General features: G+C 70.0%; 26 protein-coding genes. 17 read left to right on the plus strand and 9 right to left on the minus strand.

The window, feature by feature from the left end:
* The first annotated feature begins 46 nt into the window (after window positions 1-46).
* The 12 genes from clpB (at window position 47) to B116_RS0115065 (ending at window position 10,602) form a co-directional block, all read left to right on the plus strand.
* Entirely contained in the window at window positions 47-2,638 is a 2,592-nt protein-coding gene (clpB, locus tag B116_RS0115010) for an ATP-dependent chaperone ClpB (RefSeq protein ID WP_027660553.1), read from the plus strand.
* Between the two features lie 94 nt (window positions 2,639-2,732).
* Window positions 2,733-3,359, plus strand: coding sequence for a DUF4178 domain-containing protein (locus B116_RS0115015; protein ID WP_027660554.1), 627 nt, complete (start codon window positions 2,733-2,735; stop codon window positions 3,357-3,359).
* A complete protein-coding gene (locus tag B116_RS0115020; protein WP_027660555.1) occupies window positions 3,360-3,866 on the plus strand; it encodes a DUF2617 family protein in 507 nt (168 codons plus the stop codon).
* Entirely contained in the window at window positions 3,863-4,288 is a 426-nt protein-coding gene (locus B116_RS0115025; protein WP_027660556.1) for a DUF4247 domain-containing protein, read from the plus strand. The genes B116_RS0115020 and B116_RS0115025 overlap by 4 nt, the downstream gene beginning before the upstream one ends.
* Before the next feature lie 36 nt (window positions 4,289-4,324).
* Window positions 4,325-4,747, plus strand: a complete 423-nt coding sequence (locus tag B116_RS0115030; protein WP_018723686.1) for a DUF350 domain-containing protein — start codon at window positions 4,325-4,327, stop codon at window positions 4,745-4,747.
* A gap of 47 nt (window positions 4,748-4,794) precedes the next feature.
* The gene (locus B116_RS0115035) at window positions 4,795-5,514 is read left to right on the plus strand and encodes a hypothetical protein (protein WP_027660557.1); all 720 of its coding nucleotides are present in this window, start codon (window positions 4,795-4,797) and stop codon (window positions 5,512-5,514) included.
* Window positions 5,515-5,516: 2 nt separating this feature from the next.
* Window positions 5,517-7,076 (plus strand): polyamine aminopropyltransferase, encoded by a 1,560-nt coding sequence (locus B116_RS0115040; protein WP_188116034.1) that lies wholly within the window; start codon window positions 5,517-5,519, stop codon window positions 7,074-7,076.
* Between the two features lie 93 nt (window positions 7,077-7,169).
* Window positions 7,170-7,970: a hypothetical protein gene (locus tag B116_RS27520; protein WP_033667645.1), complete on the plus strand. Its 801-nt coding sequence runs from the start codon at window positions 7,170-7,172 to the stop codon at window positions 7,968-7,970.
* Between the two features lie 93 nt (window positions 7,971-8,063).
* Window positions 8,064-8,666, plus strand: coding sequence for a hypothetical protein (locus tag B116_RS0115050; protein WP_018723690.1), 603 nt, complete (start codon window positions 8,064-8,066; stop codon window positions 8,664-8,666).
* Window positions 8,667-8,673: 7 nt separating this feature from the next.
* Window positions 8,674-9,483 (plus strand): SDR family NAD(P)-dependent oxidoreductase, encoded by an 810-nt coding sequence (locus B116_RS0115055; protein ID WP_027660559.1) that lies wholly within the window; start codon window positions 8,674-8,676, stop codon window positions 9,481-9,483.
* A gap of 144 nt (window positions 9,484-9,627) precedes the next feature.
* Window positions 9,628-10,167, plus strand: a complete 540-nt coding sequence (locus tag B116_RS0115060; protein ID WP_018723692.1) for an orotate phosphoribosyltransferase — start codon at window positions 9,628-9,630, stop codon at window positions 10,165-10,167.
* Between the two features lie 57 nt (window positions 10,168-10,224).
* Window positions 10,225-10,602 carry an ArsR/SmtB family transcription factor gene (locus tag B116_RS0115065; RefSeq protein WP_025618262.1) on the plus strand — a complete coding sequence of 126 codons (378 nt, stop codon included), beginning with the start codon at window positions 10,225-10,227 and terminating at the stop codon, window positions 10,600-10,602.
* Between the two features lie 238 nt (window positions 10,603-10,840).
* Here B116_RS0115065 and B116_RS0115070 read toward each other — a convergent pair whose 3' ends face one another.
* From B116_RS0115070 to B116_RS0115080, 3 genes are all read right to left on the minus strand, one after another.
* Window positions 10,841-11,554, minus strand: a complete 714-nt coding sequence (locus B116_RS0115070) for a DedA family protein (protein ID WP_018723694.1) — start codon at window positions 11,552-11,554, stop codon at window positions 10,841-10,843.
* 256 nt (window positions 11,555-11,810) lie between these two features.
* Window positions 11,811-13,367, minus strand: coding sequence for an LPXTG cell wall anchor domain-containing protein (locus B116_RS0115075; protein WP_027660560.1), 1,557 nt, complete (start codon window positions 13,365-13,367; stop codon window positions 11,811-11,813).
* A 186-nt stretch (window positions 13,368-13,553) separates the two neighbouring features.
* Window positions 13,554-13,766 (minus strand): hypothetical protein, encoded by a 213-nt coding sequence (locus tag B116_RS0115080; protein WP_027660561.1) that lies wholly within the window; start codon window positions 13,764-13,766, stop codon window positions 13,554-13,556.
* Window positions 13,767-14,129: 363 nt separating this feature from the next.
* Here B116_RS0115080 and fbaA point away from each other — a divergent pair, with 363 nt between their 5' ends.
* Both fbaA and B116_RS0115090 read left to right on the plus strand, forming a co-directional pair.
* A complete protein-coding gene (gene fbaA, locus B116_RS0115085; protein WP_018723697.1) occupies window positions 14,130-15,152 on the plus strand; it encodes a class II fructose-bisphosphate aldolase in 1,023 nt (340 codons plus the stop codon).
* Between the two features lie 218 nt (window positions 15,153-15,370).
* Window positions 15,371-15,799, plus strand: coding sequence for a DUF3151 domain-containing protein (locus B116_RS0115090; protein WP_018723698.1), 429 nt, complete (start codon window positions 15,371-15,373; stop codon window positions 15,797-15,799).
* A gap of 67 nt (window positions 15,800-15,866) precedes the next feature.
* On the opposite strand, the gene B116_RS0115095 is transcribed toward B116_RS0115090, so the two are convergent.
* Both B116_RS0115095 and B116_RS0115100 read right to left on the minus strand, forming a co-directional pair.
* Entirely contained in the window at window positions 15,867-17,633 is a 1,767-nt protein-coding gene (locus tag B116_RS0115095) for a MinD/ParA family ATP-binding protein (RefSeq protein WP_027660562.1), read from the minus strand.
* 56 nt (window positions 17,634-17,689) lie between these two features.
* Window positions 17,690-18,703: a hypothetical protein gene (locus tag B116_RS0115100; RefSeq protein WP_027660563.1), complete on the minus strand. Its 1,014-nt coding sequence runs from the start codon at window positions 18,701-18,703 to the stop codon at window positions 17,690-17,692.
* Between the two features lie 128 nt (window positions 18,704-18,831).
* Here B116_RS0115100 and B116_RS0115105 point away from each other — a divergent pair, with 128 nt between their 5' ends.
* On the plus strand, window positions 18,832-20,121 hold the full coding sequence (locus B116_RS0115105) for an adenylosuccinate synthase (RefSeq protein ID WP_018723702.1): 1,290 nt from the start codon (window positions 18,832-18,834) through the stop codon (window positions 20,119-20,121).
* A gap of 66 nt (window positions 20,122-20,187) precedes the next feature.
* Window positions 20,188-21,438 carry a phosphoribosylamine--glycine ligase gene (purD, locus tag B116_RS0115110; protein WP_027660564.1) on the plus strand — a complete coding sequence of 417 codons (1,251 nt, stop codon included), beginning with the start codon at window positions 20,188-20,190 and terminating at the stop codon, window positions 21,436-21,438.
* 32 nt (window positions 21,439-21,470) lie between these two features.
* On the opposite strand, the gene B116_RS0115115 is transcribed toward purD, so the two are convergent.
* The 3 genes from B116_RS0115115 to B116_RS0115125 form a co-directional block, all read right to left on the minus strand.
* Window positions 21,471-22,796, minus strand: coding sequence for an MFS transporter (locus B116_RS0115115; RefSeq protein WP_027660565.1), 1,326 nt, complete (start codon window positions 22,794-22,796; stop codon window positions 21,471-21,473).
* Between the two features lie 210 nt (window positions 22,797-23,006).
* A complete protein-coding gene (locus B116_RS0115120; protein ID WP_018723705.1) occupies window positions 23,007-24,221 on the minus strand; it encodes an acyl-CoA dehydrogenase family protein in 1,215 nt (404 codons plus the stop codon).
* A 2-nt stretch (window positions 24,222-24,223) separates the two neighbouring features.
* Complete coding sequence (locus tag B116_RS0115125) at window positions 24,224-24,676, minus strand: SCP2 sterol-binding domain-containing protein (RefSeq protein WP_018723706.1); 453 nt, start codon at window positions 24,674-24,676, stop codon at window positions 24,224-24,226.
* Between the two features lie 67 nt (window positions 24,677-24,743).
* Here B116_RS0115125 and B116_RS0115130 point away from each other — a divergent pair, with 67 nt between their 5' ends.
* Entirely contained in the window at window positions 24,744-25,400 is a 657-nt protein-coding gene (locus B116_RS0115130; protein ID WP_018723707.1) for a TetR/AcrR family transcriptional regulator, read from the plus strand.
* A 116-nt stretch (window positions 25,401-25,516) separates the two neighbouring features.
* Here the strand turns inward: B116_RS0115130 and B116_RS0115135 are convergent, their stop codons facing one another.
* A complete protein-coding gene (locus tag B116_RS0115135; RefSeq protein ID WP_027660566.1) occupies window positions 25,517-26,134 on the minus strand; it encodes a DedA family protein in 618 nt (205 codons plus the stop codon).
* Window positions 26,135-26,188: the final 54 nt, after the last annotated feature.

Consider the following 26,188-nt stretch of genomic DNA (forward strand, 5'->3'; position numbering starts at 1 on the left):
CTTTGGCAGTGTCCGTACTAGTGGACACGCCGACCCGGGGGAGCCCATGAACACCGAACGTCTCACCACGAAGAGTCGCGAGACCATCGCCGGCGCCGTCGCCCTCGCCGGTCAGCGCGGGCACGCCACTGTGGAGCCCTGGCACCTGCTGCTGTCCCTGCTGGACACCGCGGGATCAACCGCGGCCGGCCTGCTGCGCGCCACCGGAGCCGACCCCGATGACCTGCGCCGCTCCGCCGAACGCGCGGTAGCTGCGCTACCCGTCGCGCGCGGGTCCAGCGTCGCCGAGCCAACCCTGGCCCGAGAGTTCGTCAATGCCATCGGCGCCGCCGAACAGATCGCCCGTCCGCTCGGTGACGAGTACACCTCGACCGAGCACCTGCTCGCCGGCCTGGCCCAGGTGGGCGGTGCGGTGTCGGCGGCGCTCCGGACCGCCGGGGTCACCGAGGAGGCCCTGGTGGCCTCGTTCCCGGCCGTGCGGGGCGGGGACCGCCGAGTCACCAGCGCCGACCCGGAGCAGACCTACCAGGCCCTCGCGAAGTACGGCGTTGACCTGACCGCCAGCGCGCGGGACGGCCGAATCGACCCGGTGATCGGCCGGGACACCGAGATTCGTCGGGTGATCCAGGTGCTGTCTCGGCGGACCAAGAACAACCCGGTCCTGATCGGTGAGCCGGGCGTCGGCAAGACCGCGATCGTCGAGGGTCTGGCCCAACGGGTCGTCGCCGGCGACGTCCCCGAGTCGCTACGGGACAAGAAGCTGGTCTCCCTGGACCTCGGCGCGATGGTGGCTGGCGCGTCGTACCGGGGTCAGTTCGAGGAACGGCTGAAGTCCGTCCTCGAGGAGATCAAGAATTCGGATGGCCAGGTCATCACCTTCCTGGATGAACTGCACACCGTCGTCGGCGCGGGCAAGGGTGAGGGCTCGATGGATGCCGGCAACATGCTCAAGCCCATGCTGGCCCGGGGTGAGCTGCGGATGGTCGGCGCGACCACCCTGGATGAATACCGCGAGCACATCGAGTCGGACCCGGCTCTGGAACGCCGCTTCCAGCCGGTAATGGTCGGCGAGCCGACCATTACCGACACCGTCGGCATCCTGAGGGGCCTCAAGGAGCGGTACGAGGTGCACCACGGGGTGCGGATCACCGACGGTGCGCTGGTCGCCGCCGTCACCCTGTCTGACCGCTACATCACCGACCGGTTCCTGCCCGACAAGGCCATCGACCTGGTTGACGAGTCCGCGTCCCGACTCCGGATGGAGATCGATTCACGGCCGGTCGAGGTGGACGAGATCGAGCGGGCGGTGCGCCGGCTCGAAATCGAGGAGATGGCGCTGGCGAAGGAGGCGGACCCCGCCTCCGTCGAGCGGCTGGAGCGGCTGCGCAAGGAACTAGCCGACAAACGGGAGCAACTCACCGCCCTCTCCGCGCGCTGGCAGACCGAGAAGCAGCACATCACCCGCCTCTCGACGGCCAAAGAGGACCTGGAGCGGCTCAGCGGGGAGGCCGAGCGGGCCGAGCGCGACGGCGAGCTGGAGCGCGCCGCCGAGCTGCGGTACGGGCGGATCCCGGCGCTCAAGGCCGACCTGGCCCAGGCGGCGGAGGAGTTGGCTCGGCTCCAGGCCGACGGCGCGATGCTCAAGGAGGAGGTTGGCGCGGACGACATCGCCGCCGTGGTCGCCTCCTGGACCGGCATCCCCGCCGGCCGGCTGCTAGAGGGTGAGACGGCGAAGCTGCTGCGGATGGAGGAGTCGCTGGGCGAGCAGGTGGTCGGCCAGGACCGTGCGGTGGGCGCCGTCGCCGACGCGGTCCGGCGGGCCCGCGCCGGCATCGCCGATCCGGACCGCCCGACCGGCAGCTTCCTCTTCCTCGGCCCGACCGGGGTCGGCAAGACCGAGTTGGCCAAGGCGCTCGCGGGGTTCCTCTTCGATGATGAGCGGGCGATGGTCCGAATCGACATGAGCGAGTACGGCGAGAAGCACTCCGTCGCCCGCCTCGTCGGTGCCCCACCCGGCTACGTCGGGTACGAGGAGGGCGGTCAGCTCACCGAGGCGGTACGTCGTCGGCCGTACTCGGTGATCCTCCTCGACGAGGTGGAGAAGGCCCACCCGGACGTCTTCGATCTCCTCCTCCAGGTGCTCGACGACGGCCGGCTCACCGATGGCCAGGGCCGGACGGTGGACTTCCGCAACGCCATCCTGATCCTCACCTCCAACCTCGGCTCGTCGGTGGTGGGTGACCTCACCGTGCCGGAGGAGCAGCGCCGCGAGGGCGTCCTGGCGGTGGTCCGGTCGCACTTCAAGCCGGAGTTCCTCAACCGCCTCGACGACACCGTGGTCTTCGCCGCCCTCCACGGCGAACAGCTGCGGGCTATCGTGGACATTCAGCTGGACCGGATGCGCCGCCGGCTCGCCGACCGCCGGCTGGGCCTGGAGATCACCGAGCCGGCTCGGGGGTGGCTCGCCGAGCACGGCTACGACCCGGTCTACGGTGCCCGCCCGCTGCGTCGCCTGGTGCAGACCGCCATCGGGGACCAGTTGGCGAAGGCTCTGCTGGCCGGTCAAATCCGCGACGGTGACACTGTTCGGGTGGGCCTGACGGACGGCAAGGACGCCCTCACCGTGACTGCCGCCTAGACCCCCTTCTGCACCAAGGGGCGGCTGCTTGCCAGCGCCCCGAGGTGCACCGGGTTGTTATCGTCTCCGGTCGACATACCTGGGGAGGTGGCCGGTGGACGGGTCGGTGGCGTATCTGCTGGCGACGATGGGCTGCCTGGTGGTGGCAGCCGGGGTGGCGGTCGCCGCATGGGTGCAGCGCCGGACCAGCGGCCGTCCACTCGGTGCGCCGGTCGCCGAAGATCCGCTGCACGATCGCGACGTGGATGCCCTTCGGGGCGACCCGCGGCGGCTCAAGCCCGGGGATCTCGTCGAGTTCTCCGGCGGCATCACGTACGTGGTTCGTGGATCCGTCCGCCTGGTGGAAGGCGCGTGGAGCTGGACGGAACACCTGCTCGACGACGCGGATGGCACCCGGCGCTGGCTCTCCGTTGCGGAGGATCCAGAGCTGGAACTGGTGCTCTGGGCGGCTGAACCCGGCACGACGATCACTCCTGGGGCGCCGACCATCGACTTCGCCGGCCGCCGCTACCGCTGGAGCGAGTCCGGCCAGGCCCGCTACACCGCGGTCGGCGCCACCACGCTCGACCCGAGTGGCACTCTGCGCTACCACGACTACCAGGCATCCGGTGGAGCGCGGCTGTCGTTCGAGGCGTACGGCGAGGCGGGCTGGGAGGTGGCCCGGGGCGAGCAGCTACACCGCTCCGAGGTGATGATCTATCCGCGGGGCGAGGTGGCCTGAGTGCTCGTCACCCTGGTCGCTCCCTATGTTGACACCTGCGCCGCCGATCTCAGCCTGACGCTCGGCGGTGCCCTGCGCCCCGCCCTGCACGTGCTTCAGGTCGACCTGCCTGGCGCGGTCCAGGTGCGGCTACGCCTGCTCGGCGCCTCGCATCAGGTGGTGCTGCGTGCCCCCGGTGCCACGCTGACCGAGACCGTGGCGTGCCTGCCCGGTCACCGCCCCGACCTGCCCGATCGGGTCCACGACGAGTCCACCGGCTACCGGTTCACCGCCACCGTGCTGCGTACCGGCGACGAGGGCCTGCGGGAACGGGTGGCGGCGCTGCGCGCCGACCTGGCCGACGACCCGTACGCCCTGGTCGGGGTCTTCCCCGGTGACGCCGACGCGGTGACCGCGTTGGCGGTACGTCCGGACCTATCGGGCGGCGCCCTCGGTTGGCGCACCTGGCACGCGTACCCGCAGACCAGGGAGCTGGTCCTGACTGAGACGGTGGTGACTCCGCAGTGACGTATCGGCGCTGGTTTGTGGTGGGGGTGGCGTTCGCTCTCCTCGGCGCGTTGGTCGTGGCCGTCGCCATCAGCTACGGCAGCTTCTCCCCGCGCGGCTTCGTCGAGGATCACTACCAGCGGGCCGCCGCGCACGACCTCGGCCGCGAGGCATTGGCCTACAGCTCGACGAAACAACCGAGCCAGGTGGCCCAGGAGCTCACCGACGCCTGGCAGCCGGCGGACCAATACATCGACAGCACCGGCGTCTACCTGCGTTACGACGATGACTCGGTGGTGATCCGGCCGGTCGCCGCTGGCTCACTGATCCTCCTGGAACGGCTTACCACCGCGTACCCGCGCTACTACTCCCAGGTCGGTAGTCACTGGGGCTGGGGTCGGGGCAACACCGTCCGGGGTGGTGGCCCGGGCACTGGCAAGTAGGACCTTCGCCGACCGAACGAACTCTGGAGCACCCCTGTGCAGACCCTCGTCACCGACTTGCTGCTCACCCTCGCCTACGGAGTAGTCGGGATCGCTCTGATGGGCGTCGGCTACGGCCTGGTTGACCTGGCCACCCCGGGCCGGCTCAATCAGCTGATCTGGAATGAACGCAACCGCAACGCCGCGCTCCTGCTCGCCTCGAATCTGCTCGGCGTCGGCATCATCGTGGTTGCCGCGATCGCCGCCAGCGAGGACGACTTCGTCGTCGGCTTGGTCGGGGCGGCGTCCTACGGGCTCCTGGGCCTGGTCATCATGGCAGCCGCGTTCCTGTTGCTGGATCTCGCTACCCCCGGGCGGCTGGGCGAGATCCTCGTCGACCCGGAACCGCACCCCGCGGTCTGGGTCACCGTCGCCATCCACCTCGCTGCCGGCGCGATCATCGCCGCCGCGATCAGCTGATGGCCCCGGGGGCGCAGCCGCGGAGGTCCGACGAGCGGGGCGGGTTGGTGTGGGGTGCCATCGCCTTGGCGGTCATCGTCGTCATTCCGGTCGTCGTCGCCCTGACCGACAGTGAGAGCACCGTCGTGTCGCCGTCCGCCACCATCGAGCGGAACGACACCGTGGCCCTCCTGCATGACGCCGCCGAGCAACAGGGCATCTGCTACGGCTGGAAGCTCCAGCAGGGGGACGTGGTCAGCGTCGGCTCGAATCTCGGTGCCGGCATCTCGGTGGTCGACCACCCGCGGTGCCCCCGCTGGCTACGGGTCGCCGCGACCGTTGTCTACACCCCGGAGAGCAGCGAGGCCGAGGACTACGCCACGGTGGCGGTCGAGGGGTCGTCCGAATTCTTCCCCGAGCTACCCGGATTGGTGGCTGGGTTGTCCCGTTTCGGCCTCGATGAAGCGACCTTCGTTGAGGAGCCCGGATGGGCGGCGATGCGGGCCGCGGTGAGTCTTCCACTACTCGTTGTCGAGAGCGGGGTGGCCAGTCCGGAGCCGACGATCCCGAGCGAGCCCGCCGAGGCGCCGAGCCCGCTGCCGGCAGCCGGCAGCGATCTATGGCGGGACCGCTCAGGCTGGCTGATCGGGGCCACCGGGATGTTTCTGATCGCCGTGCTGCTGGTCGTGGTCGGCCTGGTTCAGTGGCGTCGGAGGCGCGGCGAGGCGGCGGTTGCCAACGGGCGCGGTGCGGGCGCGGCCTCGGTGCGGACGGTGGAGCGGGCGTGACGGTGGACGTGGACGCGCCGGTCCGGTGGCGACCGGCTCGCGCTGCCGTGCTGGCCGCGGTGTTCGTCTGCGCGGCCTGCGGCCTGGTCTACGAACTGGCCCTGGTCGCGCTCGGCAGCTACCTGATCGGCGACACGGTCGGGCAGGCGTCAATCGTGCTCGGGGTCATGGTCTTCGCGATGGGCGTGGGAGCCCTCGCCGCGAAGCCGCTGCAGTCGCGGGCCGCCGCCGCTTTCGCCGCGATCGAGCTGGCCCTGGCGCTGCTCGGTGGCCTGTCAGTACTCGGCCTCTACGCGGCGTTCGCCTGGCTGAACCTGTATCTGCCGGCCCTGGTCGGCACCGCCTTCGTGCTCGGACTGTTGATCGGCGCGGAGATCCCGCTGCTGATGGTGCTGCTGCAACGGATTCGCCGGCAGGCGGCCGGCAGCGCGGTTGCCGACCTGTTCGCCGCCGACTACGTCGGCGCCCTCCTCGGCGGCCTGGCCTTCCCGTTCCTGCTGCTGCCGCTCTTCGGCCAGCTCAAGGGCGCGCTTGTGGTCGGCGGGGTGAACGCGGTCGCCGGCCTGGCGTTGGTCTTCACCGTCTTTCGGCGAGAACTCAGCGGCCGGGCGCGGATGGCATTAACCGCCGGCTCCGTGCTGGTCGCTGTCTGTCTCGGGTACGCGTGGCTGACCGCCCATGATTTTGAGGTGACCGCCCGTCAACAGCTCTATCGCGATCCGGTGGTGCACGCGGAGCGAAGCCGCTACCAAGAAATCGTCCTCACCCGGTCGGTGGCCGAGCCCGGCGGTGGGACCGACTTGCGCCTCTTCCTCAATGGGGATCTCCAGTTCAGTTCGGTCGACGAGTACCGGTACCACGAGACGCTGGTGCATCCGGCGCTCGCTGGTTCGCGCGGTGAGGTGCTTGTGCTCGGCGCCGGTGACGGACTCGCGGTTCGGGAGCTGTTGCGCTACCCGGACGTCCGCCGGATCACCGTGGTCGACCTGGATTCGGCGGTGGTGGCGTTGGCCCGCACAGAGCCGCGATTGCGGCAGCTCAACGGCGGTTCGCTCGATGACCCTCGGGTGCGGGTTCTGTATGCCGACGCGTTCGGGTGGCTGCGCTCCACTGCCGAGCAATTTGACGTGATAATCGCCGATTTACCCGACCCAGACGAGACGGCTACCGCGAAGCTCTATTCGGTGGAGTTCTACACGCTGGTCCGCAACGCGTTGGCCACCGAGGGTCGGCTGGTCGTGCAGGCCGGCTCCCCGTACTTTGCACCCCGGTCGTATTGGTCCATTGAGGCGTCACTACGGGAGGCCGGATTCGCCACCACGCCATACCATGTGGACGTTCCCTCATTCGGTGACTGGGGTTTTCTGCTCGCCGCACCCGAGGAGACCCCGCCAATGCTGGCCGTACCGAGCGACGCGCCAACCCTGCGCTTTCTGAACCCGGCCACGCTGGCCGCCGCCGAGGTTTTCCCGCCGGACCGGCGTCGAGTCAACATGCCGGCATCAACGCTACTGCAACCCCGAGTGCTCGAGTACGCGCGTGCCGAATGGCGCGGGTACTGAGATCCTCGTACCGTCGGTGTTGGCCCGAGGCCGTACGGTGTGGGCGCGAATGAGGGAAGGAGACTCGTGGTAAATCCGCAACAGCCCGTACGGGTGCGTCCGGGCATCGTCACCATTTCCAGCTACCTGCTTATTTTCTATGGCGCCCTGACACTGATTGACACAGTCGTCATGCTCACCGTCCTGGGCGAGTTCCAGGAGATCATCCGGGACGCCTACGCCGGTACCGAAGCCGAGGGTACCGAGGGCTTCGCGGTGTTCGTGATCGCCGCGGCAAGCGCGCTCAGCTTGCTCTTCGCGGTCGGACTAGTTGTTCTCGCCCTGCTCAACAACCGGGGGATGAACCCGGCCCGGATCGTCACCTGGGTCGTCGGCGGTATCGCGCTCTGCTGCATGGGGATTGGACTGGCGGGTAGCGCCGTGGAGAGCGAGGTCTCCGGCGACGTGGTCAGCCAGGAGGAAGTCAACCTTCGGCTGGAGGAAGCCCTACCAGCCTGGCACCAACCGGTGTTGGCCTCGACGCTCGGCGCTATCGCCCTGTTGGTGGGCTTGATCCTGCTTGCGCTGCCGAAGTCGAATGAGTTCTTCCGTAAGCCGCAGCAGCAGTGGGAGCCCCCGGTCCCGGGCGCCGTCTACCCCATGCCCCCGGGTGGTCCGGGGTATCCGCAGGCCCCGGGGTATCCGCAGGCTCCGGGTGGTCCGGGGTATCCGCAGGCCCCGGGGGGTCCGGCGTATCCCCCGGCCCCGGGCCAGTCTGGCTATCCGCAGGCCGATCCGGGTGCAGGCTCCTCGGGCCAGTCGGGCTCCTCGGGGGGCGACTGGAGTTCGGGCTCCTCGGGGAACCCGGGATCGTCAGACTCCAGTGGCGGCGGGCAGTCCGGCGGGCACGGCTAGCCGCTAGTGCCCGGCGACCTCCCCGCCGGAGAACGCGACACGACTGGTCCCTCCGGATAGCGTGCAACCCGACGCCTACCGGAGGGACCAGTCGTGTCGTACCCCGAACCGGCCCGCCGCCCCGCTGCGGTGACCGCGGCTGTCGTGCTGCTGGCGTTGATGGCGGTGGTCGCCATCGCATACGCTGTTGCCGGCCTGTTCGTTCTGTTCAGTACGGTCAACGCCTTCCGGTCGGCGGCGGGAAGCGCGGCCTCGTCGGATGAGGTCGAGGCGATAGTCCTGCTGGTCAGTGTCTGGACAGTGGCCGGCGCGGTAGTCAGTCTGCTCGCCGGGGTGCTGTTGGCTGCGCTCGCTGGGACGGTGCGCACTGGCCGTTCCGGTGCGCGGGTAGTGACCTGGGTGGTCGCCGGGCTGGGAGTGCTCGCCGGCTGCTGCGGGCTCACCGTCCTGGGCGGGATGCGGGCTTTCCCCATGCAGCCGGGTGCCGACGACCGCTCCACTATCGAGCTTCTCGCCCAGCTGCCCGAGGCGTACCCGGACTGGTGGATCTCGCTCGGCGCAGGTCTTTCGGTTGGGCAGGTGCTCGGTTACCTTGTGGTAGCAACGTTGCTGGCCTTGCCGCCAGCAGCCACCTGGTTCCGCCGGCCCGTTCCCTCCCCGCACGGGCCGTATGTGCCCCCGTACCCTCCGAGGTGAGCCGCACGTGTCGAGTGACCAGCCGACCACCGAGCGGCGTGCCTTGATCACCGGTGCGACGGCCGGCATCGGCGCGGAGTTCGCGCGCCAACTGGCCGCGGAAGGTTGGCACCTGGTGCTGGTTGCCAGAGACGCGGCCCGACTGGGGGAGGTCGCCGCCGAGCTGACCTCCCAGCATGGCCGAGAGGTCGAGACAATCTCCGCCGATCTGTCCACCGACGATGGCTGCGCGGAGGTGGAGCGCCGGCTCACCACGGGTTCTCCGGTCGAGTTGCTGGTGAACAATGCCGGGATCAGCCTCAACACGCCGTTCCTGCGGTCGTCGCCGGAGGACGAGGCGCGTCTGCTCCGGCTCAACGTGCACGCAGTGATGCGGCTCACTCTCGCCGCCGTCCAGCCGATGGCCGAGCGGCGCAGTGGGGCAGTGATAAATGTCTCTTCGGTCTCGGGGTTCGGGCCGGTCATGCCCGGTTCGACGTACCCGGCGAGCAAGGCGTGGGTGACCAGCTTCACCGAGTCGGTCGGTCTGTCGGTACGGGAGTTCGGTGTCCAGGTGATGGCTCTCTGCCCGGGCTACACCCGGACCGAGTTCCACGATCGAGCCGGTATCGACCGATCGAAGACGCCGGCGTGGATGTGGCTGCGGGCGGAGGATGTCGTCGCTGAATCTCTGCGTGACCTGCGAAAAGGCAAGTTGGTCAGTGTCCCGGTGTGGAAGTACAAGCTGCTCGTGGCGGCGATACGGCACGCGCCCCGGCGGCTGGTGGAGGCCTTCTCGCAGGACGCCCGGGGGCAGGTTAGCCGCGGGGAACAGTGATGGGCCCGAACGGCCGTCGGCGGTGCCGACGACCGTTCCGGTTGCGGAGCGTGGCGATATATCGCCCGCTGTCACATCGCCCGCAGGGTTGACCTAGGCCGCCCCGACACACAGCTCCCAGCATCGAGCAGTACCCTCTTCGCCATGGGGGACCACGACGACCTGCGTAAATTCATCACCGACCTGGCAGTGGTCCATGGTCGAGTGGTGCTCTCCTCAGGGCGTGCGGCGGACTGGTATGTGGATTTGCGACGCGTAACGCTGCATCACGAGGCCGCACCGTTGGTGGGCCGGGTGCTGCGGGAGTTGACCGCCGACTGGGCGTACGACGCGGTGGGTGGGCTCACCCTCGGCGCCGACCCGGTCGCGCTGTCGATGCTGCACGCCACCGCCGGTACCGACCGTCCGCTGGATGCCTTCGTAGTCCGTAAGGCCGGCAAGGCGCACGGGCTACAACGCCGGATCGAGGGGCCCGACGTGGCTGGGCGCCGGGTGCTTGCGGTGGAAGACACCTCCACCACGGGTCAGAGCGTGTTGACTGCTGTCGAGGCCCTACGTGAGGCCGGGGCCGAGGTGGTGGGGGTAGCGGTTATTGTTGATCGAGGTGCCGGCGCCGCGGTGCGAGCCGCCGGACTGCCGTACCGGGCGGCCTATACGTTGGCTGACCTCGGCCTTGTGGCGTAAAAGTCTGCCGATTTGGATTCGCCGATATGCAGGCGAGTCAATGCTGCTGGTGGAAGGATGGAATACGTGGGAACTGCGTTGGCGGAAATGACAATGCCTCAGATCTCGCCGCTTGCCGGCGAGCCAATCGAACGAGCAGACGCGGAGCGGCTGGCCGGGGTCCTCAAGGCCCTTGCCGACCCCGCTCGACTGCGGCTGCTAAGCCTGATCCAGTCGGCCCCGGAGGGCGAAGCGTGCGTGTGTGATCTCACCGCGCCTCTCGGCCTCTCCCAGCCGACGGTCAGCCATCACCTGCGCATCCTCACCGAGGCTGGCCTGCTGGAGCGGGAGAAGCGCGGCGTCTGGGCGTACTACCGGCTGGTGCCGACCGCGATCGCGACGATCGCCGACCTCCTGACGCCGCCGCGTAAGCGTGCCGGCAAGAAGGCGCGCTGACCGTACCGCTCGTCCGACGCCCTCCGAGCGGGTGGCGTCGGACGGTCGGTTTCGCGGATTGCGGCCGGCTGGCTGACAGCTCGCCGGTCGGAGCGCGACTCGGGGTGCGCCGAGGGGTGGCGCCGCGGCCGACACAGCGCCCCGTCGCGCGACGGGGCGCACCCTCAGACGTGCCGCTTCGAGCGCGGGCACCGCAGGGTACCGGGGCACGGCCACTCGGTGCCGCGCCCTGGCCAGGTCAGTGCTTGCCGTAGTGCTCCCGGGTTTCCCGGATCGCCTCCTCGGCAGCGGCCCGCTCCGCCGCGGTGGTGCCGCGCCTCGCCGCCCAACGGGCTCGCAGCAACTCGACCACGATGGGGACCACCGAGAGACCCACGATCGCGATCAGGATCAGTTCGATGTTCGCCTTCACGAACGGGATCTGGCCGAGGAAGTAGCCGAGCACCGTCACGCCGGTGCCCCAGAGGATCGCGCCGATCACGTTGTAGATGACGAACGTGCGGTAGTTCATCCGGCTGACCCCGGCCACGATCGGGGTGAACGTCCGGACGATCGGCACGAAGCGGGCCAGGACTACTGAACGGGCCCCGTACTTCTCGAAGAATTCGTGCGACTTCAGCAGGTTCTCCTGCTTGAACAGCTTCGAGTTGGGCCGCCGGAACAGCGCCGGCCCGACCTTGCGCCCGAAGGCGTACCCCACCTGGTCACCGGCGATGGCCGACAGCGTGATGAGCAGGCAGACCAGCCAGAGCGGCCAGGTGATGTACTTCCCGTCGGCGGTGAGTAGGCCGGCGGTGAAGAGCAGCGAGTCACCGGGCAGGAAGAAGCCGATCAGTAGCCCCGACTCGGCAAAGACGATCACCAGGATGCCGAGCAGGCCGAAGGTCGAGATCAGGACCTCGGGATCGAGCCAGTCCGGCCCGAGAGCCAGGGTAGTGGTGGGCGTCGGCACGCGGTGACCTCCGTGGGGCTGCCGGGCGGTGGATGTCGCCAGCGGCGACGGGAATGTCCGTAGTCTAGGTGGCAGCCCGGTCTGTCCGATGCCTGACGTCAGAGCTGCACCCACGCCGCCGGTTGGGGCTACCTTCGCCGGAGAAGCAGCCGCCGCGCGCCACCGGCACGGACTAAGCCGCCCAGAAATGCGCTCTCATGCACGCTGCCCCGCCAACCGGGCAGGTTGACGGGGCAGCGCGGTGCTGCTGGGTAGATCAGGCGACGAAACTGTTCCGCCGGCGGCGGGCGACCACGAAGCCGGCCGCGCCGATGGCGAGCAGCAGGCCGCCGAGACCAACCACCCGCAGGGTGGAGTCACCGGTGATCGGCAGGCTCGGGTCGGCACCGTCACCGCCGCCCCCACTGCCGCCGCTCGCATTGACCAGGATCGCGGCCTCGTCGTTGGCCGGCTTGATGTCGTCGTAGAAGCCGCCGTCGCACTGGCAGGGCACGTTGACCCGCACCGCGCCGGCAGCATCCGCGATGACCTCGTCGATCCGGAGGGTGAAGTCGTACGTCTCCTGCTCGCCCACCTTGCTGATGATGGGGGCGTAGCAGTGGTATTTCGCTGCCCCCGGTTCACCCCGGTCGCCCAGTTGGTCGCCTTGTATCGGGGCACAGTTGTCGGGCACTCCGACCGCCGTGGTTCCCTGCGGGATGTCGACCTCAAGGTAGGTCACCGACGATCCGGGTCGACTGTAGTTGAGGGTGGCCGGACCGTTGTTGCGGAAGCCGATGGTCGCGTGGATCTCGGCGTCCTTCTCCCCCGAGAGCTCGGCGCCGATCGCCTCCAGGTCGGTGCCGTTTTCCCCGGTGGCCGAGATGGATATATAGGACCAGTTGTTCGACGGGTCGGTATCGGCCTGTGGCTCCCGAGCCGACTGGGTGCGGTTCTGTTCGGTCAGCGTGAGCTTCCCACCGGTGCCGGGCTCTCCCAGGGAGATACCCAGGTGGTGCAGACGCGCCTCGTAGGCTTCGAATTCGGCCGGCGTTTGCCAGTAGACATTGCCGTGTAAGGAACTCGGCGCGTAGGTGTCCGCCCCGAGCGTGTGGGTGAGGGGGGCGCTGTAGCTGGCCCCTGACGTCAGCTTTTCATCGAAGCGGCAGAAGACCAGATGGTCGCCGTCGTAGTTGCAGTTGCTGAAGCGCTGGTCGGCCCGGATCCCGTAGTCGTGGTCAAAGAACGCGACCGCCCCGTCGGCGGTGACCTCGCCCATGTTGCTGACCGTCAGCGGTTCCGTGAACGTCTCACCGGGTGCGGCGGAGAGTTCGTGCTCTGCCCCGGCGACGAGGTCGACGCCGGTGCCGACGCGTACTGTCGCTTCATGGGTGACCGGTGAGAAGCCCTTGGCGCTGAAGCTGACCTTCAGCATCCCCTCGTCGCCGTTCGCGGCGGCGGCGATGGGTACGAGAAGCACCCTGTAGGCGCCTCGGCTGTCCTCAATGTGCTGGGCAAGGGGTTCGACGCAGCGCAACACATGTGGTTCCGGGGTGGTGCAGTCGTTGCCCAGGCTCGCCGAGGAGACATCGACCTTGCCGGCGAGGTCGCTGAAGTCGTACTGGACGGTCAGGTCCTGCAGGGTGACCGGCGCCGAGGCGGAGATGGTCGACGACCTGTCCTTGCCGGCGGAGCCGGCGGCGAGGGTGACGTTGTCGAAGTAGACACCGAGCGTGATGTCGGTCTCGGCCGCCGCGGCGGGAGTGGCGGTGGCGACGAGCGCGCCGGCGAGGCCGATCCCGGCGAGCCAGCGCCGGGTGGGGTGTTTGAACATGGAATTCCTTCGGCTGGGGGTCACACCAAAGTCGGTTTGTGGATCGTAATCGACCTCTCGACGCCTGGCTGCCCCGAGCAGGTCTTGCTGGCCGATGCCAGCTAAAGAACTGAGTTGAATCCACCTTTTGGTCAGTTGCGTCTGGCTGCGCTTCCGGGCGCGATGCCCGGCCAGTCGGTCGCCCGCTCAGCGGTAGTCGTCCTCGTCGCCCCCGACGGCCCGGGCCTGCTCCGTCGCGTCCCAGCCGTTGACCTCCAGACCGAGCTGCGGCTCGACCTCCACCTCGCCCGGGAGGACCACCGTGGCCTGCTCGAGCGCGTCCGCCGGCTCGGCCTCTGGGTTCCGCTCGTCCGGCGTGAGGTGCTCGCCCGGGGCGAAGTCCTCGTCGGGTAGGCCCATGGTCCCTCCCTGGATCTCGTGCGGGCAGCTACCCACACCGTACGGGCTGGTCACGCTCCGCGTCGGGGGGTGGCGTGGACCGAGCCGATCCGTTCGGAAACGGGAATGCCTCCCCGGTGTGGTGCCCCGGTGCCACGATGGGGGCATGGCCTCCACCGGGGTGCGAACGGGCGGTCCGGACCTTTCTGATCAGCGTCGCTGGGCTGGGTCGAACCAGGGGCGACGAGACCGGGCGTGCCCGGGCCGGTGGTGCCGACCGTAATCAACTGCGGGATACTGCCGGCGGTGGACAGCGCGGTCCGGCGCACCCATGGACAACAGCGGCCGGCGACGGCCGAGAGCGTTAAGTAAGGAGCGTTCGACATGCCTATCGCTTCCCCCGAGGCCTACGCGGAGATGCTGGACCGTGCCAAGGCAGGCCGGTTCGCCTACCCCGCGATCAACGTGACCTCCTCGCAGACCCTCAACGCGGCGTTGAAGGGCTTCGCCGACGCGGAGAGTGACGGCATCATCCAGGTCTCCACCGGTGGCGCCGAGTACCTCTCCGGCCCCTCGGTGAAGGACATGGTCACCGGCGCGGTGGCCTTCGCTGGGTATGCCCACGAGGTCGCCAAGAAGTACCCGGTGAACATCGCCCTGCACACCGACCACTGCCCGAAGGACAAGCTGGACAAGTTCGTCCGGCCGTTGCTGACCATCTCGCAGGAGCGGGTGCGGGCCGGCCAGGAGCCGCTGTTCCAGTCGCACATGTGGGACGGCTCGGCGGTGCCGGTAGCGGAGAACCTCACGATCGCCGAGCAGCTTCTCGGTGAGGCCGCCAAGGCCAAGATCGTCCTCGAGATCGAGGTCGGTGTGGTCGGCGGCGAGGAGGATGGTGTCGAGAACGCCATCAACGAGAAGCTCTACACCACCGTTGACGACGGCCTGGCCATGGTTGAGGCGCTTGGCCTGGGGGAGAAGGGCCGCTACATGGCGGCGCTGACCTTCGGCAATGTGCACGGCGTCTACAAGCCGGGCAACGTCAAGCTTCGTCCCGAGGTGCTCAACCAGATTCAGGCGGCGGTCGGGGCCAAGTACGGCAAGGACAAGCCGCTGAGCCTGGTCTTCCACGGCGGCTCCGGTTCGCTCCTGTCGGAGATCCGTGAGTCGCTGGACTACGGGGTGGTGAAGATGAATATCGACACCGACACCCAGTACTGCTTCACCCGTCCCGTCGCGGACCACATGTTCAGCAACTACGACGGAGTGCTGAAGGTCGACGGTGAGGTCGGCAACAAGAAGAAGTACGACCCGCGGGTCTGGGGCAAGGCCGCCGAGGCCGGGATGGCCGCCCGCATCGTCGAGGCCTGCGAGGACCTGCGCTCCACCGGCACCCGGATGAAGTGACCTGATCGCCGTAGTCGACGGCCGGCTCCCGCACCGGGAGCCGGCCGTTGCTCTTGGTGCATCCTCCGGCAGCCCGAGGGCTGCCCGCGTAGCATCGGAGTCGGAGTCGGTGACCAGCAGCGCGGCCGGCCGGCGGCGGTGGGTTGTTCGCGCGGCGTGGTGCGATTGGTCAGACGACCCGCTCGCGGGATGTCGAGGGAAGCGGGTTGAATAGGGCGATGCAGAACCTGTTGCCGGAGCCACCGGCCACCCTCCTGCCCGTGCACGATGAGGCTGACCGCGCCATCGCCGCCGCTGAGGAGAGCGGCGCGGACGAGGACTTCGCCGCGGTGGCGGCACGTTTCCCCACGTTCAGTGCCGCTTGGGCCGCGCTCGCGGTCCGCGCGTTCGCAGCGGACCAGGTGGTCCAGGCGTACGCGTACGCCCGCACCGGCTACCACCGGGGCCTGGACCAGCTACGCCGAAACGGTTGGAAGGGGCACGGTCCGGTGCCGTGGTCGCATGAGCCGAACCAGGGCTTCCTGCGGTGCCTCTGGGTGCTGTCCCGGGCGGCTGACGCCATCGGCGAGGCCGATGAGGCGGCCCGCTGTGCCCAGTTCCTCCGCGACTGCGACCCGGCCGCGGCGGACGCGCTGGCGAGCGACTGACCTACCCTCGGATGACCGACGCCGGGCTGGTCGCGGCCAGCCCGGCGCACCGGTTCGTCTCGGCGATTCAGAGCCCCTCGGCCACTGCGGCTGCGATCTTGAGCCAGGCGTCCCGGGCGGCCGACGAGAGCGCCCCGTAGCGGAGCGGCTCGCCGGAGTCAATGAGCCGCTCGTACGGGGCCAGGAGCACTGCCCGGGTCCGCGCCGCGAAGTGCGCCTGAATCGCCGGTAGGTCGATCTCTTTTCTCGACGGCGGCATCGATACGACGGTCACCGCCTGTCGCACCAGTCGTTGCCGGCCACTCTGCTCCAGATGGTCGAGCATCCGGGCGGCTGTCTCCGCTGAATCGTTGCGGGCCGACATGGTCACCACCAGCTGATCGGTGGCGTCGATCGCGGCCTGCCAGTTCTGCGCCCGCACGTTGTTGCCGGTGTCAACGAAGATCAGCTTGTAGAAGCGGCTGACCACCTCGCGGATCTCCGCGAATGCCGCAGCGGTGAGCATCCCCCCGCCGGTGGCCGACTCGTCCGACGCGAGGACGTCGAACATCCCCTCGCCCTGGGCCCGGACGTACTGCGACAAGTCCCCGACCCGCCCGTGTGAGCCGTGGAATTGATTCAGGTCGCGCAGCAGGTCTCGCACCGTACGGGCATGGAAGTCCTGCTGGGCCCGCATGCCCAGGGTGCCCTGCGTCTCGTTGTTGTCCCAGGCCAGGACGTAGCCGCCACGCTTCTGACCGAAGGTCATGGCGAGTAGCAGGATCGCCACCGTCTTGCCGGCGCCGCCTTTCGGATTGACCACGGTCACCTGGCGCAGCCCGCCGAAGTTGCGGCGGACCATCTCCACGTCGCGGCGCATTTCCTGTTCCTGGCGGCCGGGCGGAAGGCGGAGCCCCATTCTGTTGACCATCGCCCGAACGCCCATGGTGGCCATCGGATCCGCCGGGCGTACCTGCCGGCGCCGGGCGAAGTCCTCGGCGGTTGGTGGCGCCTGCCCTGTGGGCGTCCACCCGGCCGGCGGAGGTACCGGGCTGCCGTGCGTTGGTGGGTAGGGACCCGGAGCCAGCCCTACCGGTGGCAGTACTGCGGTTGGCGGCCCTGCCGGTGGCAGGCCGGTGGTTGGTGGTCCCGCCGGTGGCAGGCCAGCGGTTGGGTAGGGCGTTGGGACGGCTGCCCTACCGGTGGCCGATTCGAGTGTCGGCGCTGGCGGCGCGCCAGACTCCGGGCCGGGGGAAACGGGCGTGCCGGGGGGCCCGGCTGGACCGTGCCGGTCCTCGCCGGCGCCGGCCAGGTCGTTGCTGGCCTGGCTCGGGTTGTTGCTGGCCTGGCCCGGGTCGTAGCCGATCTCTTCCGGTGCTGGGCGTTGCGGTGGCGCCCCCCACGGCGACTCGGTCGAGGTGCCGCCGCGGCCAGCCCAGGCGGCTCTGTCGCCGGCGGGACCGCTCTCCGTCAGTGTCTCGGGGGGCGGTCTACCTCCGGTCAATGCCCCGGGCGCCGGACCGGTCGGGTCGAGGCTGAACGGTTGGTGAAGATTGACGCCGGGATTCGGCACCAGGTTGGGGGCGGGGGGCGCTGGGGGAGCATCGGCTACCGCGCCGCGCGGATCGCCGTCCGGGCGTGGCGCCCAGGCGCTCGCTGCGTCGGAAGGAACGCTCGTCCACCCGGTGACGACCGGCGTCCTGTCGGGCGGCGACGGCGGCTGGTTCTGGTCATCCGGCGCGGGAGACCAGGACACCGGTTCGGCCTCGGCCACCGGCCACAAGGGTTCGATGTCCCGCTCCGGTGCCGGCAGCTGGCCGGACGCGTACGACCGGTCGGCGTTCTCGTCCACCATGGTTCCTCCCCATGCCTCCTGCTGAGAGGATATGCCTCGGGAACGGACCGAGGGGCCTACCGGTTGGCGGTCCGGGGAGACCAGACCGCCCAGGCACCCGGCTCGGTCCACCAGGACCGTTTCCGTTTCAGCTGGCCCTCGGCGCCGTCGTCAAGGAACGGGATCGCCCCTTCCCGGGGCACCACGGCCACCGCCCGACCACGGGCCCGGCGAACCTCCAGGCGTACCCGGCGACGGCCCCACCGGGACGAGGTGAGGACCGGGACGGCCACCGCGACCTCGACCAGGCCGTCCCCCGGGTCGGGGGTGGCGAGCAGAGTCACGTCGGCCAGCCGGGCATACCCACCGGCGTTGCCGATGGCGCAGGCCAGCAGCGGGTCGTCACCGGCGGACAGGAGTGTGTCGTCGACCTCGACCCGGCCTCGCCAGTGCAGCGGCTGGCCCCCTTCATCGGCGGCGCCGAGCAGTGCGCCGTCCAGCGTGACCGAGCCGGCGTCGTTGCGCAGCAGGTCGAGCCGGCGGGGCGTGCCCTCCAACACCGCCGCCGCCACCGCCACCGGGTCGCGGGGCAGCCCGAGTTGCGCTGCCAGATCTCGAGGTTGACCGCCACCGCGGGCTGGGTCGAGCGGCAGCACGCCGACCGGTGGCAGGTCCGGCACCGTCCGGTTGACCGGCAGATCCGCCGGGCGGCGGCTCGGTGGTGGAGCGTACCGCCGGACGAGGCGACGTAGGACAGTGCGCAACTGTGCGTCACTGGCGGTGCCGACGATCAGTCGGGTGCGGGAACTGGGGTCGGGCCAGCCGAGGCCGTCCGGTCGAGGTGGGCCATCGAGGCGGCTCAGCACCTCGTCGATTTCCCGCTCGGAGCGGGCGGTCACCAGGTCGACCCGTGCGCCCCGGGCGGTGAGCGCGTCCGCGCAGGCCAGCACCGGTACGCGGGGGGTCTCACAGCGTTCGGTCGACGGCTCGCCGGTGGTCTTGTCGGTTTCGCTGCAGCAGGCGCCGTCGCTGCCGCAGGTGCCCGGCGCGTCCCGCTCCGAGCCGAGCGTGAGCAGCACCACGTCGTACACGGGTCGCAGCCCTCCTGACCTCACGCGCGAACCCCTGCCGGCCGCGCTGTCACTTCTTGTTAGCCTGACACCCCGGGCTCGCCGACCGGTCGCCGCCTGGCACCCGAGCCTTCTGGAGGCTGAAGAAGATGCCAGCGATCGTGCTTCTTGGGGCCCAGTGGGGCGATGAGGGCAAGGGCAAGGTTACCGACCTGCTGGGGGAGCGGGTCGACCACGTGGTGCGTTACTCCGGTGGCAACAACGCCGGTCACACGGTCATCACCCCGGATGGGCAGAAGTATGCGCTGCATCTGATGCCCTCGGGGGCGCTCTCGCCGAACGCGAAGATTGTCATCGGGAACGGCGTGGTGGTCGACCCGAAGGTGTTGCTGGCCGAGATCGACGGGCTAGCCGAGCGCGGTGTGGACGTCTCCCGGCTGCGGATCTCCGGCGACGCCCACCTGATCATGCCGCACCACCGGGCGTTGGACCGGGTGGTCGAGCGGTACCTGGGGTCGTCTCGGATCGGCACCACCGGCCGGGGCATCGGCCCGGCGTACGGAGACAAGGTCGCTCGGATGGGGATCCGGGTGCAGGACCTGCTCGACCCGGGGATCCTCCGCAAGAAGCTGGAACTCGCGTTGCGCGAGAAGAACCAGATGCTGTTCAAGGTGTACAACCGCAAGGCGATCGACGTCGAGGCGACCGTCGAGGAGTACCTGGGCTACGCCGAGCGGCTTCGGCCGTACATCGCCGAGACCCGGGCGATGCTCTGGGATGCGCTGGACCGCGGCGAGACCGTGCTGTTGGAAGGCGCCCAGGCGACCATGCTCGACATGGACCACGGCACCTACCCCTTCGTGACCTCCTCGAACCCGACGGCCGGTGGGGCCTGCGTCGGAGCGGGAGTCCCGCCGACCGCCATCACCAAGGTGATCGCGGTCAGCAAGGCGTACGCCACCCGGGTCGGTGCCGGCCCGTTCCCGACGGAGCTGCACGACGACAACGGCCAGCACCTGCGCAAGATCGGCCACGAGTACGGCACCACCACCGGTCGGGAACGTCGGTGCGGCTGGTTCGACGCGGTCGTCGCCCGGTACGCGTGTCGACTCAACGGGGTCACCGACCTGGTCGTCACGAAGCTCGACGTGCTGACCGGCCTGCCGAAGGTGCCGATCTGCGTCGGGTACGAGATCAACGGCAAGCGCGTCGACGAGATGCCGATGACGCAGACGGACTTCCACCACGCGACTCCGATCTATGAGGAGCTCGACGGCTGGTGGGAGGAGATCAGCACGGCGCGGACCGAGGCGGAGCTGCCCGCCGCCGCCCGCCGCTACATCGCCCGGATCGAGGAGCTTTGCCGTACCCGGGTCAGCGTGGTCGGCGTCGGCCCCGGCCGGGAGGAGAACGTCGTCTACCACCCGCTCCTGCCCTGAGTTCCCCGGTCGTCGTCCCTACCCCAGGACCGAGTGGGCTGCGAGTGGAGGTCGTAGGATCATCCCGTGCGGGTACTTCTGATTGGTAGCGGTGGGCGGGAGCATGCCCTCGCGCTCGGGTTGGTGGCCGATCCCTCGGTCGAGGTGCTGTTCGCCGCGCCGGGGAATCCGGGGATCGGCACGGTCGCCGGGATGCGGGACGTGGTCTTTACCGATCCGGCCGCGGTGGCGGCGCTCGCGGTCGAGTGCAGCGCGGATTTGGTGGTCGTGGGGCCGGAGACGCCGCTGGTCGCCGGGGTCGCCGATGCCGTGCGGGCCGAGGGCGTCCCCGTCTTCGGGCCGTCCGCGGCGGCCGCGCGCCTGGAGGGGTCGAAGGCGTTCGCCAAGGACGTGATGACCGCCGCCGAGGTGCCGACCGCCCGCGCGTACAGCTGCGCCGACGCCGAGAGCGTCGGCAAGGCGCTGGATGACTTCGGCGCGCCGTACGTGGTCAAGAACGACGGCCTCGCCGCCGGTAAGGGAGTCGTGGTCACCGAGGACCGCCGGGCGGCCGAGGAGCACGCGCGGGCGTGCGGCCAGGTCGTGATCGAGGAGTACCTCGCCGGCCCCGAGGTCTCCCTCTTCGTCGTCACCGACGGTGAGACGGCCGTCCCCCTGCTGCCGGCGCAGGACTTCAAGCGGGTCGGGGACGGCGACACCGGGCCGAACACCGGCGGCATGGGGGCGTACGCGCCGCTGCCGTGGGCGCCGCCCGGCCTGGTTGACGAGGTGATGCGCGACATTGTCCACCCGACCCTGGTCGAGCTGCGTCGGCGCGGCACGCCGTTCGCCGGGCTGCTCTACGTGGGCCTGGCGATCACCGCCACCGGCCCTCGGGTGATCGAGTTCAACGCCCGCTTCGGCGACCCGGAGACGCAGGCTGTCCTGGCTTTGCTGGAGACACCGCTCGCCGGGCTGCTGCACGCCGCCGCCACCGGTGAGCTGGCCGCGCACCCGCCGCTGCGGTGGCGCGAGGGCGCGGCGGTCACCGTCGTCGTGGCCGCCGAGGGATACCCGGCGAAGCCGCGCACGGGCGACGTGATCCACGGGGCGGAGGTCTCGGGCATCATCCACGCGGGTACGGTGCGCCGGGCTGCCGACGGCGCGCTGCTCTCCGCGGGCGGCCGGGTCCTCAGCTGCACGGCCACCGGCTCCGACCTGGCCGCTGCGCGTGACGCCGCCTACGAGTTGGTTCGCGGCGTCGAGCTGGCCGACTCGCACCACCGCACCGACATCGCCGCCGCGGCCGTGGACGGCCGGATCACCATTCCAAGCTGACCGCCGTCACACCCCGCCGGCGGAGCGCCGATCTATCGGGAAGCTGGCGGGTCGCGGTGCGCGGCGGGCAACCACTGCTCGCCGAGCGGCACCGGCCCCTCACTCCGCCCCGTCGTCCCACCGGGCGGGGCGGGCGGGTACCGGGGTGGGTCGTCCAACGCCGCCAGCACCGGCAGCGGCGCGGCGACCAGCACGGCCACCAGGAGTGCACCGGCGAGCACCAGGAAGGCGGTGGCCAGGCCCAGCCACTCCACCAGCGGGCCGGCCAGCAGGTAACCGGCGGGCCCGGCGGCGTACGCGAACGAGGTCATCACCCCGACCACCCGGCCGCGGAGCCGTTCCGGGGTACGGGTCTGCATGGCGTAGTTGGCCAGCGGGTTGACCGGCCCGTACGCGAGCCCGACCAGGCCGGCGAAGGCGAGCATCCCCGGGTATGGGGGCAGGAACGCGAGCCCGAGTAGGGCCAGGCCGGTGATCACGAGGGCGGCAGCCATCAGGGTCCGGCGGCGGACAAACCGACCGGCCGCCGACGAGCCAAGCGCACCCGCCACGGCTCCGGCGCTCATCGCCATCAGGACGGTACCGAGCCGGGCGGGTTCTCCCTCGGCGACGAACCAGGCGGGCAGCAGCACTCCCTCGACCGGCAGGTAGAGCGCGACCAGCGCCATCGTGATCAGGGAGAGGGTGCGCAGCAGTGGGTCCCGCCAGACGAAGCCCAGCCCTTCCTGAGTGCCCCGCCACAGGCCGTTGGGGGGCCGGTCGGGTCGGCCTGCGCCGGGCAGTCGGACGGCCGCGACCAGGAGGACCGACAGCGCGAAGCCGGCGGCGGTGACCCAGAACGTCGCCTCCGGGCCGACCGTGGCGATGAGCAGGCCGCCGATTCCGGGGCCGATCAGGAAGGCCAGCCCGAAGATCGCTTCGTGTACGCCGTTCGCCCGTTCGATCCGCCAGCCGGCGGCCTGCGCGGCGGCGGGCAGCAGCGTCTCGCGGGCGGTCATCCCGGCCGGGTCGAAGACCGCACCGAGGACGGCGAGCGCGACGATCCAGCCGAGGTTCAGCCCGATCAGGGTGTCGACGAGGGGAATGGCGGCGACCGAGACGGCGGAGAGGGCGTCGGAGACCAGCGCGGTACGGCGACGCCCGAGCAGGTCAACGACCGTGCCGGAGAAGAGGCTGGACAGCAGGAGCGGTAGTCCGCTGGCGGCGGCCACCACACCGGCTGCGGTGGCGCTGCCGGTGCGTTCCAGGACCAGCCAGGGTAGCGCCACGATAGCCACGCCGTTGCCGGTGGCCGAGAGGAGTGTCGCCGCTTCGACCAGCAGCAACGGTGTCCGCCGGCGGTGTTCGGTTCGAGTCATACGAAGATCATCGTAGCCAGTCCGTCGGGACTGGCAGCGGCGGATCGCAGTGTTGGCGGGTCCGATCGGCGGCGAACGGCCGGCCATGGGAACTCGGGTTGCGGTCACCCTCGAGTGCGGCGCGCCGGGTGGCCGCACCCGGGCCCGGGGAGCAATCCGGGCCCGGGGAGCAATCCGAGCCCGTGGGGTGGCCGGAGAGCCCGCCGCGGGTCAGCGGATCTGGACGCCGGAGATGGCGCGGGCGACGACGAGCCGCTGGATCTCGGAGGTGCCCTCGAAGATGGTGTAGATCTTGGCGTCTCGGTACCACCGCTCGACCGGGTGGTCGCGGAGGAAGCCGGCACCGCCGAGCAACTGCACCGCCTTCTCGGTCGCGCGGACCGCGACCTCACTGGCCTTCAGCTTGGACATCGAGCCCTCGCCGGCGGTGAAGGTCCGGTTGTTGCGCCCCATCCAGGAGGCGCGCCAGACCAGCAGTCGGGCTGCGTCGATCTCCATCTTCATGTCGGCCAGCGCGAACGCCACCGCCTGGTTTTCGATGATCGGTCGCCCGAACTGGACCCGTTCCTTCGCGTAGTCCAGCGCGTACTCGTAGGCGGCCCGGGCTACCCCGATCGCCTGCGCGCCGACGGTCGGCCGGGAGAGCTCGAACGTACGCATCGCCGCCTGGGAGGCGGCTCGTCGGCCGGAGCGGGCCCGGGCGAGCCGTTCGTCCAGCGCCTCCTTGCCGCCGAGTAGGCAGCGGCCGGGTACGCGGACCTCGTCGAGGAAGACGTCGGCGGTGTGCGACGCGCGTAGGCCCAGCTTGCGGAGCTTGCGGGTCGCGGCGAGCCCGGGGGTGCCCGGGGGTACGACGAACGCCGCCTGTCCACGGGAGCCGAGTTCCGGGTCGACCGAGGCGGTGACCACGTGCACGCCGGCGATTCCGCCGTTGGTCGCGTACGACTTCTGGCCGTTCAACACCCACTCGTCTGCGGCCTCGTCATAGACCGCGCGGGTGCGCATCGCGCCGACATCGGAGCCAGCCTCGGGTTCGCTGGTGCAGAACGCCGCCACGGCGGGGGAGTCGAGGTCGCCGAAGCACTGCGGCACCCACTCCATCAGCTGCTCCGGCGTGCCGGTGCCGTAGATGGCGGCCACGGCGAGGCCGGTGCCGAAGATGCTCAGGCCGATGCCGGAGTCGCCCCAGAAAAGTTCTTCACAGGCGATCGGCAGGGAGAGACCGCTGGGGTCGCCCCAGCAGGTCGCGAGGAATTCGAAGCCGTAGAGGCCGACCTTGGCCGCTTCTTGAATGATCGGCCACGGGGTCTCCTCCCGCGCGTCCCACTCAGCTGCGGCTGGGCGGACGACCTCGCTGGCGAAGCCGTGCACCCAGTCACGAAGGTCTCGCTGCTCTTCGGTCAGATCGAGCGAGAACTCGGCCACTGTCAGGCCTTGGGAATGTCGAAGAGGTTCGCGATGTTGGCGGCCAACCCCAGATCGCCCTTGGCCTTCAGCTTGCCGCTCATGAACATCATGACCGGGTTGGCGCCGCCGGAGACGGTCTTGAGGAACTCCACCGGGCCCAGGGTGAGGCTCAGCTTCGGGTCCTGCTGGGAGGTCTGGTTGACAGTACAGGCGCCGTCGGCGATGACCACCTCGTAGGTGTCGGTGCCGCCGTCGGCGCCGCCGGTGATGTTCCAGTGGATGACCGTGTTGGTCGAGCCCGCCCGATCGGCGCGGAAGAGCTGCGGCATCCGGCCGAAGACCTCGTCGAGCACCTTGCCGCGGAGGTCACCCGACATCACCTCGGCGATTTTGGCATCGGGGGTGGACTTGACCAGCTGCGCGAACTCCTTGGGGCCGACGTTGGCGAAGTTGGCCGGGTCGAAGTCAGTCATGTGGGACACCTTCCGGGAATTGACTACTCGCGCGTAACCCTACGCACGAGTAGGTATGCTCGCAAGGGTGTCCAGTACCCCCACCTTCCGCCGTCTGCCCCGAGCCGTCCGCGAGCAACAGATGCTCGATGCCGCAGTCAAGGTCTTCTCTCGGCGGGGCTACCACGGGGCCAGCATGGATGAGATCGCCGACGACGCCGGCATCTCCAAGCCAATGGTCTACGCGTACCTGGGCACCAAGGAGGAGCTCTTCGTCGCCTGCCTGCACCGCGAGGGAACCCGGATGATGCAGGCCATCGCCGACGTCGTCGCCCCCGACCTGTCGGCCGACGAGCGGCTCTGGCGGAGTCTGCAAGCCTTCCTCGGCTTCGTCGGTGCCCACCGCGACGGCTGGGCGGTGCTCTACCGGCAGGCCCGGGGCGAGCAGCCTTTCGCCGGGGAGCTCACCGCCCTGCGGCGGCGGATCGTCGAGGTGGTCGCCGGGATGCTCGAGCACACCCTGCGCAGCGAGGGGCGCGAGGTGACCGAGACCGACCTGGAAGTCGTTGCGTACGCCCTGGTCGGCGCGACCGAGTCAGTCGCCGACTGGCTAGTCGACCACCCGGAGGCGGACCCGGAGCAGACCGCCACCCGGATGATGAACGTCGCCTGGGTCGGCGCTGCCCAACTGCTCGCCGGGATTAGCTGGCGCCCGCCCGCCCGGCGGGGAGAAGCCTCCTCCTGACGCGCCCTCCGGATCGCCATCGGGTCACTGACAGGCGGCGTCACCGATCATCGGCGGGCAGTGTCACCGCCTACCAACGGGCGGTGTCATCGGTCATCGACGGGCAGCGTCACCGCTCACCGACGGGCGGCCTCCCGGCGACGCGAGCGCCGGCGTAGTCGCCGTATCAACTCGAGCAGGCCGGTCACCGCGACCGACAGGGCCAGGCCAGCGAGCACGCCACGCAGCGGCTCCTGCTGGAACGCCAGCCCGCCGAAGTGGCCCAGCAGCACGCTGTACAGCGCCCAACTTCCCGCGCCGATCGCATCAAAGAGCAGGAATGACCGCAGTGGATAGCGCACCGCGCCCATCGTGAGGGTCACCGCCGTCCGTCCGCCGGGGAGGAAGCGGGCGGTGGTGAGGACAAACCCGCCCCGGCGATGCAACGCCCGATGGGCCCACTCCGAACTGGCTCTCCGCCGGCTCTGCGCCGGAAATCTGGCCAGCCGGCGCGCGCCACCACCCCGTCCGATCACATACGAGGCGTGGTCGCCGGCCAGCGCGCCGAGGGCGGCGACGACCCAGATTCCCGCTAGTTCCGGCACATCGCCGCTGACCAGTACCGCTGCGGTGATCACCGCCGTCTCGGCCGGCACCATCGGGACGACCGCGTCGACTGCGGTGAGCGCGAACAGCAGCAGATACACCAGGGGTGAGGTGATCAGCTGCCGCAGCAGGTCGAGCGCGGACTCCATCTCCTCATGCTCGGGGTGCCGGAATGGAAAGGGGGCCCTTCCGCCACAAAAGGC

Origin of the sequence: Salinispora fenicalii, assembly GCF_000514815.1 — a bacterium.
GTDB classification, from domain to species: domain Bacteria; phylum Actinomycetota; class Actinomycetes; order Mycobacteriales; family Micromonosporaceae; genus Micromonospora; species Micromonospora fenicalii.